Here is an 8,886-nt window from a genome sequence, read left to right as displayed (position 1 = left end):
GATGGCCAACTGGACGTGGAGAAGTCCAGTAATGGCCTAAAAGTATAGATAAGAGAGTCTATTTTCCATGAAAAATCCGCTAAAATCTAAAAAGGGGTTCGGAATGAGAACATTCCGAACCCCTTTTGTCGACAAACTGAGGCACCATCCAGTTTTCTGGATGGTGCCTGTCACCTTTTTAAGTCACCTTTTTCAAATTTTGCAAAATATTAAGTTGAAAATTTGAAGGAACTATAATAAAATAACTAACATTACAGTTAAAACATAGTATTTTTATAGGAATTAATGAATTAATGCAAATCCTGGCTGTGAACAGACATTGTTCAAATGTGAGGCATGGAAGGTGGGGCAGCTAGTCTTGAATAAAAGTAATATTGTTAAAGTAGAAAAGGTAAGTAAAAGTTTTTCTAATAAGAAACAGGAGATACCTGTGCTAAAGGATATCTCTCTCGAAATTAGCCGCGGAGAGATCATCTCAATCCTCGGAGAAAGCGGATGTGGGAAGAGTACACTTTTAAACATTATCGGAGGCTTTGAAAAAGCAGACGAAGGCAAGATCCTTTTAGAGGATAAAATCGTAAAGGAGCCGACTCGCAAATGTATTATGCTTTTTCAAAACTATGGGCTTTTTCCATGGAGGTCAGCTCTTAAGAATATCGAGCTTGGTCTTGAAGGGTTAAATCTAAATGTGAAGGATCGAAGGGACCGCGCCGTGCACTATTTAGAGTTAGTCGGACTTGGCGACAAGGGTGACTTGTTTCCACATGAAGTCTCAGGAGGGATGCAGCAAAGGATCGCGATCGCTAGGGCACTGGCGCTGCAGCCAGAAATGATTTTAATGGATGAACCTTTTGCAGCATTGGATACGTTTAATCGTTATTATTTACAGGATGAGCTATTGCGCATCCAATCTCAAGAAAAAACAACAATCGCCCTGGTTACCCACGATATTGACGAGGCGATTTACTTGTCTGACCGTGTTTTTATCATGCATGCAAACCCCGGCAAGATTCATAAGGAAATAAAAATTCAGCTTTCCAAACCTCGTGACCGCACTCATAGTGACTTTCAGTACTATCGTAAGCTGATCTTTGAGGAATTCCGGTTCAATCGTACAGCGACACCTATCGAGTTTAATATATAAAAAGAATCTTTTAAAAGGGAGAATTCAAATGAAAAATTCATTCAAGTCAGCTCTTTTGCTGATGATTACAGCAATGCTAATATTGGCTCTGGCAGCCTGCGGCACAGGCAATAGCGATAGCGGCCAATCATCAGGTGATGGGGAAAAGAAAACCGTCAAAATCGGCTATTTGCCAATTACTCACGCAGTTCCTTTATACATTGAAAAAGAAATGGAAGAATACGAGAATTTCAATCTTGAATTGATTAAATTCGGCTCATGGCCTGAGCTTATGGACGCACTTAACACGGGCCGCATAGACGGAGCGTCTGTCCTAGTAACCCTCGCAATGAAAGCAAAAGAACAGGGCATTGACTTGAAAGCAGTTGCATTAGGCCATAGAGATGGAAATGTTCTTGTAACAGCAAACGATATAAACAACGCTGAGGACTTAAAAGGGAAAACATTTGCGATACCACATAAATTTTCAACTCATAATATCCTTTTATATCAAATGCTTAAACAAAACGGCATGGAATATGAAGATGTAAAAGCAGTAGAAATGCCGCCAGCAGAGATGCCAGCAGCCCTTTCAGAAGGACGCGTTGCAGGATATGTAGTCGCTGAGCCATTCGGTGCTATCTCTGTAGCTATTGATAATGGAAAGGTTCTGTATCAGGACCAGGACATTTGGGCAGATTCGATCGACTGTACATTAGTTCTCAGGAACGACTTTATCCAAGAAAATAATGAAGTTGCCCAGGAGTTTGTCAATGAGTATGTTAAAGCAGGCGAAATGGCTGAGCTAAAAAATGAACACACACACGAAATGTCATCAAAGTATATGAAGGTCGAAAAGGATGTCCTTGACCTATCGTTTCAATGGATTTCGTATGATAATCTAAGAATCAAGGAAGAAGAATATGAAGAATTAAAAAATAATCTAACCGAGATGGGCTTAATGGAAAACCCGCCGGCCTACGATGAATTCGTTGATAATTCCTTGATGGATAAGGCGAAGTGAGCATATGTCGAGATTTAAACCGTTTATAAATGCCATCATTGGGTTTTCCATTCTAGTTGCAGTCTGGCAAACAATCATCATTTTCGGAGATTATGATACCGTACTATTCCCAACGCCATTAATGGTTGGGGAAGGCATTGTATCACTCATTCAGGATGGAACGCTATTTGTTCATTTCCAGGTGAGTATCTTGCGGTTTCTGGCTGGCTATTTATCGGCAGTTGTGGCAGCGATTATACTCGGGCTCATATTTGGCCGGCTTCCGCTGCTATGGGGGGTACTTGATCCAGTCGCACAGGTATTAAGGCCCGTTTCGCCGATAGCCTGGTCGCCGTTTATTGTCCTTTGGTTTGGAATCGGAGATATCCCTGCGATTGTGATCATTTTTATTGCAGCCTTTTTTCCTGTGCTGCTTTCCACAGTCTCAGCTGTACGGAAAGTTGATAAAAATTATTTAAAAATTGCCCAAAACCTTGAAATTAAGAAGTTTGAACTATTATGGAAAATCATTTTTCCGGCCGCCTTCCCATATATTGCGAATGGCCTTCATATCGCTGTCGGAACAGCCTGGATCTTCCTTGTCGCTGGGGAAATGGTTGGAGCGCAGTCAGGACTTGGTTACCTCATAGTAGATGCGAGGAACTCAATGAGACTAGACTTCGTAATGGCCGGTATCCTATTTATCGGAATATCAGGATTACTCCTAGACAAGGCCGTTGGCTTATTTGAAGCATGGATAAACCGTCAATGGGGAAGAACGAACGGATAGAAAGTTGTTCTTTGTAGCCAACAATAGAACACTTACATTTTTTATAGAAAGAACAAAGGAAATGAAGGAAACGGACTAAGTTACACGAAAAGCGGAAGCGACCCAGAGGGGCTAGGCCTCGGATGTAGACAACGGATTCGATTTCCGTAACTTGAAACTTTTATAGTTTCGCAACCAATTAAAAAACAGAGGGCTTTTCAGCTCTCTGTCTTTGAAAATAGTTATCTGTTAACTGGCTCGTCATCTGTGCTGCTCAATTCAATCACTTCGAGTTCATCAACATTTTTTTGGCAGTGATGACAATAATAGGCAAGCTCAATTTCATTCTGACAGGCCTTATGGATAATTTTCTTGTAGCATTTCTCTAGGTTGTTGCGGCCCCATAATATGATCGCATTGAATACTCCGTCAAGCTCTTTTCCGCTTTCTGTCAACTTGTACTCATATCTTGGCGGATGGCTGGAGTATAGGGATGAATGGATGAGACCTGTTTGTTCCAAGTGCTTAAGTCGGTCTGAGAGCAGATTGGAAGAAATACCATCAAGTCCTTTCTTCATTTCATTAAAAGTAGTCCGGCCCACCATGATTTCGTGGACAATCAGCAGGGTCCAGCGATCCCCGATAATATTAAGGGTTTGCGCAATATTACATGGTAAATTATATTTTGATTCTCTCATAGTCGAGTCCTCCCGTAATCATTGATATAAATATATCATAATTTTTTATGCTACTGAGTTGTTTTTTTGAAGTTAGTATAATAAAATAAGTAACAAGTAATATCTGAGTATTCTTATCGGATAATTTCATTATACCTGAAGGAGGAACATATAAATGTCACTATATTTAGTGGAGTCCATTTTTAATGGAGCGATAAAAGAAAAAGCGGTTTTTGAAAAAAAGGTTGTAGAAATTGGTGAAGAACTAGGCAAAAAAGAATCAAGTGTTATTGAAGTTCAGGTTGCGAAGGATTTATCTAGAGCGTTCTTCATTATTGAAGCTTCTGACCGCAATGCAATTAATGAGAGTTTAAGAGAATTAGGAATCCCGGTTACTTTGATCAAGCCTGTCCGTCTAGTCGGCAAGGATTTAGATGAGGTGAAAAAAGAAGCCAATACGGTTAATTACCTTGTTGAATGGAATCTTCCTGAAAATTTGACAATGGATGCTTACCTTGAAAGAAAAACAAAGAACTCTGTTCACTATGCAGAAGTTCCAGAGGTAACATTTTCAAGAACATATGTGTGTGAAGACATGACAAAATGCTTGTGCTTCTATGATTCTCCTGATGAATCAACCGTCAAAAAAGCACGTGAAGCAGTTAAGGCTCCAATTGACACAATTACAGAATTGTCATCAGATAAATAAATAGGACGGAACCTCCTTTATCGGGGGTTTTCTTTTTAGAGTAGACAGCTAAGAAAGGGGGGCCTATTGATGAAAATGAATCGGTTAGAGGAATTAATTCACCAAGACTTAAAACCATATGTTCGAAAAATTGATGCTGAAGCATTTTATGCTGAAGATTATTTAAAAGGCATCGGCGAAGCCGGTTATCTTCATTCTAGAAACGGTTTAGACGAAAGCATACTCCTTGCCCAGGAAGTTCGTGTTGTAGAAGAAACGGCAAAGGTATGCATGACGACTGCCTTTAATCTATGGTGTCACCTTGCATCCTTGACCTATATACGGCGGAGCGACAATGCCTATCTAAAAAATGAAATCTTACCGCTTCTTGAAGAGGGTAAAATCCTGGGCGGTACGGGCTTATCAAATCCAATGAAGTATTATGCTGGTCTTGAAGTTCTCCATTTGAAAGCGAAGAAAGTTGATGGCGGTTATGTAGTCAACGGTCAGCTGCCTTCTGTTTCCAATCTTGGGCCTGACCATTGGTTTGGCATCATTGCAGAGGTTGATGAGGATCAGCGTGTAATGGCCGTTGTACCTTGCAATGCTGAGGGACTTACCTTAAAAGCGAAACTCGAGTACATGGCGGTAAATGGTAGTGCGACATTTTCATGTGCGTTTAACGAAGTCAGAATTCCTGAAAAATGGATTGTTTCTCATGATGTTGATCGGTTTATCCAAAAAATCCGTCCTGCCTTTGTGTTGTATCAAATCCCACTAGGGCTAGGTGTGACCGAGGCTTCGATTACATCCGTACGGCAGGTTTGTAACAAGCAGGGCGGCTGCAACCAGTATCTTCCGATTCAGCCCGACGAATTGGAGGCGGAATTGCGGGCAATCAGAGAAGAAGTATATAAGATCGCCAAGGATCCAGCTCTTCCTGAACGCGTTCAGGAACTGCTAAAGCTAAGGCTGCGTATCGTTTACCTAACTTCAAAAGCGAGCCATGCCGCAATGCTTCACCAAGGCGGAGCCGGATACCTGCAAAACAGCGCACCATCCAGAAGACTAAGAGAATCCTATTTTCTCGTCAACCTCACACCAACCGTAAAACATCTAGAAAAAATGTTAAATTAAGAAAGGTGACAGGCACCATCCAGTAAACTGGATGGTGCCTGTCACCTTTTCGAATTAGCCTGTCGCGATAAATTGTGCGTTGTCTGCATCTTGTTCATGCTCCCAGCGACTATGTACTCCTCTAACCCACCAATGATAAGTCAGCATCGTTGGTTCAAATTTTCGTGTTTCCTACCTCAGTCCTTTCTCCCCAGTCTATAAGTCGCTAAACGGGGATGCCGTTATTGTACTTTCTTGTTTAAGATAATTGTTGTTAAAGTACACACTACACTAGGGGTCATTTTTGCCAGAAGCAATAATAGGTGTAATAAATTTAGATAAGCTTAGATCTTTTCCTTTTATAAGTTCAGGAATAAAGATGGAAAAATCAGGTCTGCTTTTTCCTTTTTTAAAAGAAAAATATGATATAATGAGTGAATATTCATTCATTTATAGAGATGAATCAGGGATAAATTTTATAAGAGGTGATGAAAGTGAATCGCATAGGTCCCCTAGTTATCGTCGAAGGCCCGAACAACAGTAAGGTACCTTTCTCAAGGAGTTTGTATATTGACTGTTCGGATAAAGTGTTAATTGACTCTGGAGCAGATCCAAAGTCTTTAATGGAGCTTAAAAAACAATATGGTGTGGAGTTAATTGTTAATACCCATTATCATCCAGACCATACTCAGCATAACCATCTGTTTCCTGATGCCGAAAAATTGATTAACCCGATTGAATATGAAACAGCCCGAACGATTGAAGGAATCGCAAAGGCAAATGGAATCTACCAAGAGTGGGGTGAAGCTGGAGTTGCTATGTGGAAGGAAAAGCTCCCTCACGAATGGGTAAAGAATTTAGGGGAAATATCCGGAAGGTATGAGTATGAGACTGAATATTCCTTCGGAGGTGTGAAGGTCATCTTTTTGCATACGCCAGGACATACAAGTGGTCATGCATCTCCTTATTTTCCAGAGCTTGGAGCTGTCTATGTCGGCGATTATGATATGACCTCATTTGGTCCTTGGTATCATGGTACAGACGGATCCATTGAGGATTTTATTAATTCAGGAAAGCGCCTGCTGAGCCTTAATGCTGATACCTTTATAACCGGACATCAAAAAGGAGTATTCAAAAGGCCAGAATTTGAGCAAGAGATGGAAAAGTATCTGGAAATTATTAATAAACGTGATGAGACGATTGAGGCATATGTTCGCCAGGGGCTTAATTTTGAAGAGCTAACAAACATAGGAATTTTTTATCCGAAAAATACGCTTGTTGTCCCTATTTTCAAAACATGGGAGCGGAGCGGGATGCGTAAGCACTTAAGCCGTTTGGGGCTTACAGTACCTAATACTGAAGAGGTATTTTTGACTGTATAATAGCTGAATGGAATTGATTCGGTCTATATACAAAGCTAAAAAGCCAGGAGCCTGCACAAAGGGCTCCTGGCTTTCTAAGTTTTGGATAAAATTAATAAGATACTGGCCGTTTTTATTGTCTGAATGTTCGGCGTTTAAGAATTAACTTAGAATTCCTTGGAATTATCTTTAAACCTGACGGAATTAAGTTAAGATTTCTTTGAATTCCTCTTAACTTCTCCTGAATTAATTTTAAAATCGAATACCTATATGCCAGTTTCTTTTATATGTTCAGGGAAGGTGAAAATAAATTCTGTGCCCTTGCCAAGCTCGCTGTTCACTTTTATCGAACCCTTTAGGTTACGGATAATGCTATAAGCAACCATGAGGCCCAGTCCAGTGCCATTCTTTCCTTTAGTAGAATAATAAGGTTCACCAAGACGCTTGAGCTGGGCTGCTGACATTCCAAAACCCGTATCTTGGACCGATACTTTGACAAATTGATGTGTATCCACTGTTTTAATCGTAAGGGTACCACCGTTCGGCATAGACTCAATACTATTCTTCAGGATATTGAGAAAAGATTGACGAAAATGGCCCTTGTCTCCAATAATGCAGTTTATGCTCGTATTTTCGGTTATGAACTTAACAGAATTCATGTTAGCTAATGGCTGAAGAGTTTGGATGACGCGGTTGAGCTCCTGGTCGACCCAAATTCTTTCTATATCCTTAACCTCAGGTTTGGCAAACGTCAAATAATCCTGAATGACTTGTTCTGCTGCTTTAAGTTCAGTGGAGGCTATTCCAATATATTGCTTTGTTTTATCCGTGAGGGTTACATCCTCAGAGACGAGTTTGAGAAAGCCTTGTGCTGCAGTCATCGGGTTTCTTACTTCATGAGATATTGCTGCACTCATATGGCTGGCCATTTCCATTTTCTGTGCTTTGACTATTTGTTCCCGCAAAAAATCATTTTGCATCAAGGCCTCGAGCAGATAAACAATCATGCCCAAGCCAATAACCTGCACAAGAAATACGATTAGCCAAATTGGTATTCCATTAAAAGGATGACCCATTAAAAATAAGCCCGAAATTGAGATCAAACTTGTAAAGGTAATGGTTCCCATCGAAAAATGGAATCGTTTTTTGGCAGACTGCCGTAGGAACCAAGGGTGAGTGAACCACAAAAAGACAGCCAAACTTATGTATATGGGCAAGCCTGTCCACCATCCGGTATCGAATCCGAAAAATAAACCTCGGATCAACATTGCCGAAACAGCCAGCCATGGCCCGAATCCAAAATATAATCCGCCTATCACGATCGGAATCTGTCTTAAGTCAACCATAATCCCTTGTTCGGGTATGGAAAACCAAATGCAGATCATGAGAGAAAGGAATAGCCCTGAAAAATTTAGAATCCGGGGAAATTGAGCGGGAAAATAACGATCGGCCCATAGTTTGAAAACAAAGAGAATAACTAAAAGGATTGATAGATTGAAAAGTAAATGTTTGATTAATTCCAATTAAAACACCATCCAAAGGCGATTTACTATATTTACAGTGTAATCCCAAAAGGAGAGTTTTCACAATCTTTTTTTAAATGGACTATTCTGAAACCTCTTAAAGAACTTTTTTATAAAAAAAGCAGCGGCTTCACTTGGAAGCCGACTGCTCTTTAGGGAATAAATGGATGGTGCATGTACCTTTGCTATTCTTCGTCTTTGTTAAACCATAGTGGATCATTGTCGTCAACGTCTCCGTTGTAGTTGATGAGAATTTCTTCGCCGGCTTTTATATCTGTGTAGGCATAAAAGTCGAAGGTATGTTCATCAAAGTTAATATCGTAGGTAGCGTTAGGAGTATAGGAGTGGTTAAAAAGCATACCGTATCCCAAAAGGATGGCTGAATGGTTTTTACCATATTCAAAAGCATAATCGTCCAGTGCTGTTTTTTCGATATGAACATGCTGCTCGTTTGGGTAAGACAGGACTGGTGCTTTATGGATCAGGTCACCTTTTTTGATATTCTCTGTTGCAAATACTCCTCTATTAAATTCCCCATCACTGAGAGTAGAAGTTTTTATTTCAATCATAACTATCACCTGCGCATTTCTTTTCATTTAGACTCATCTAACAAGCTTGCCATTCCT

At 40.3% G+C, this 8,886-nt stretch carries 10 protein-coding genes; 7 read left to right on the top strand and 3 right to left on the bottom strand.

Annotation, left to right across the window (positions count from 1 at the left end; translation table 11 throughout):
- Positions 1-358: 358 nt before the first annotated feature.
- From HRJ06_RS13045 to HRJ06_RS13035, 3 genes are read left to right on the top strand one after another with little or no spacing between them, the layout of a single operon-like run.
- Entirely contained in the window at positions 359-1,144 is a 786-nt protein-coding gene (locus tag HRJ06_RS13045; protein WP_174733363.1) for an ABC transporter ATP-binding protein, read from the top strand.
- A 28-nt stretch (positions 1,145-1,172) separates the two neighbouring features.
- Complete coding sequence (locus tag HRJ06_RS13040) at positions 1,173-2,147, top strand: ABC transporter substrate-binding protein (protein WP_174733362.1); 975 nt, start codon at positions 1,173-1,175, stop codon at positions 2,145-2,147.
- A 4-nt stretch (positions 2,148-2,151) separates the two neighbouring features.
- Positions 2,152-2,916, top strand: a complete 765-nt coding sequence (locus HRJ06_RS13035) for an ABC transporter permease (protein ID WP_174733361.1) — start codon at positions 2,152-2,154, stop codon at positions 2,914-2,916.
- Positions 2,917-3,137: 221 nt separating this feature from the next.
- On the opposite strand, the gene HRJ06_RS13030 is transcribed toward HRJ06_RS13035, so the two are convergent.
- A complete protein-coding gene (locus HRJ06_RS13030; protein WP_174733360.1) occupies positions 3,138-3,593 on the bottom strand; it encodes a winged helix-turn-helix transcriptional regulator in 456 nt (151 codons plus the stop codon).
- Positions 3,594-3,747: 154 nt separating this feature from the next.
- On the opposite strand from HRJ06_RS13030, the gene HRJ06_RS13025 reads away from it, so the two are divergent.
- The 4 genes from HRJ06_RS13025 (at position 3,748) to HRJ06_RS13010 (ending at position 6,758) form a co-directional block, all read left to right on the top strand.
- Positions 3,748-4,281, top strand: a complete 534-nt coding sequence (locus tag HRJ06_RS13025; RefSeq protein WP_174733359.1) for a DUF4242 domain-containing protein — start codon at positions 3,748-3,750, stop codon at positions 4,279-4,281.
- Between the two features lie 69 nt (positions 4,282-4,350).
- Complete coding sequence (locus HRJ06_RS13020) at positions 4,351-5,397, top strand: acyl-CoA dehydrogenase family protein (RefSeq protein ID WP_174733358.1); 1,047 nt, start codon at positions 4,351-4,353, stop codon at positions 5,395-5,397.
- Positions 5,398-5,680: 283 nt separating this feature from the next.
- A complete protein-coding gene (locus HRJ06_RS13015) occupies positions 5,681-5,920 on the top strand; it encodes a hypothetical protein (RefSeq protein WP_174733357.1) in 240 nt (79 codons plus the stop codon).
- On the top strand, positions 5,871-6,758 hold the full coding sequence (locus HRJ06_RS13010; RefSeq protein WP_174733356.1) for an MBL fold metallo-hydrolase: 888 nt from the start codon (positions 5,871-5,873) through the stop codon (positions 6,756-6,758). Before HRJ06_RS13015 ends, HRJ06_RS13010 begins: the two co-directional genes overlap by 50 nt.
- 245 nt (positions 6,759-7,003) lie before the next feature.
- On the opposite strand, the gene HRJ06_RS13005 is transcribed toward HRJ06_RS13010, so the two are convergent.
- Together HRJ06_RS13005 and HRJ06_RS13000 are read right to left on the bottom strand one after the other, a co-directional pair.
- On the bottom strand, positions 7,004-8,260 hold the full coding sequence (locus HRJ06_RS13005; protein WP_174733355.1) for an ATP-binding protein: 1,257 nt from the start codon (positions 8,258-8,260) through the stop codon (positions 7,004-7,006).
- Between the two features lie 185 nt (positions 8,261-8,445).
- A complete protein-coding gene (locus HRJ06_RS13000; RefSeq protein WP_174733354.1) occupies positions 8,446-8,829 on the bottom strand; it encodes an SET domain-containing protein in 384 nt (127 codons plus the stop codon).
- Positions 8,830-8,886 lie beyond the last annotated feature (57 nt).

Origin of the sequence: Mesobacillus harenae, from assembly GCF_013343715.1 — a bacterium.
In the GTDB taxonomy this organism is placed as follows: Bacteria; Bacillota; Bacilli; order Bacillales; family Cytobacillaceae; genus Mesobacillus_A; species Mesobacillus_A harenae.
Note: the sequence above shows the minus strand (reverse complement) of the source record. Positions and strands in the feature narration are given on the sequence as shown.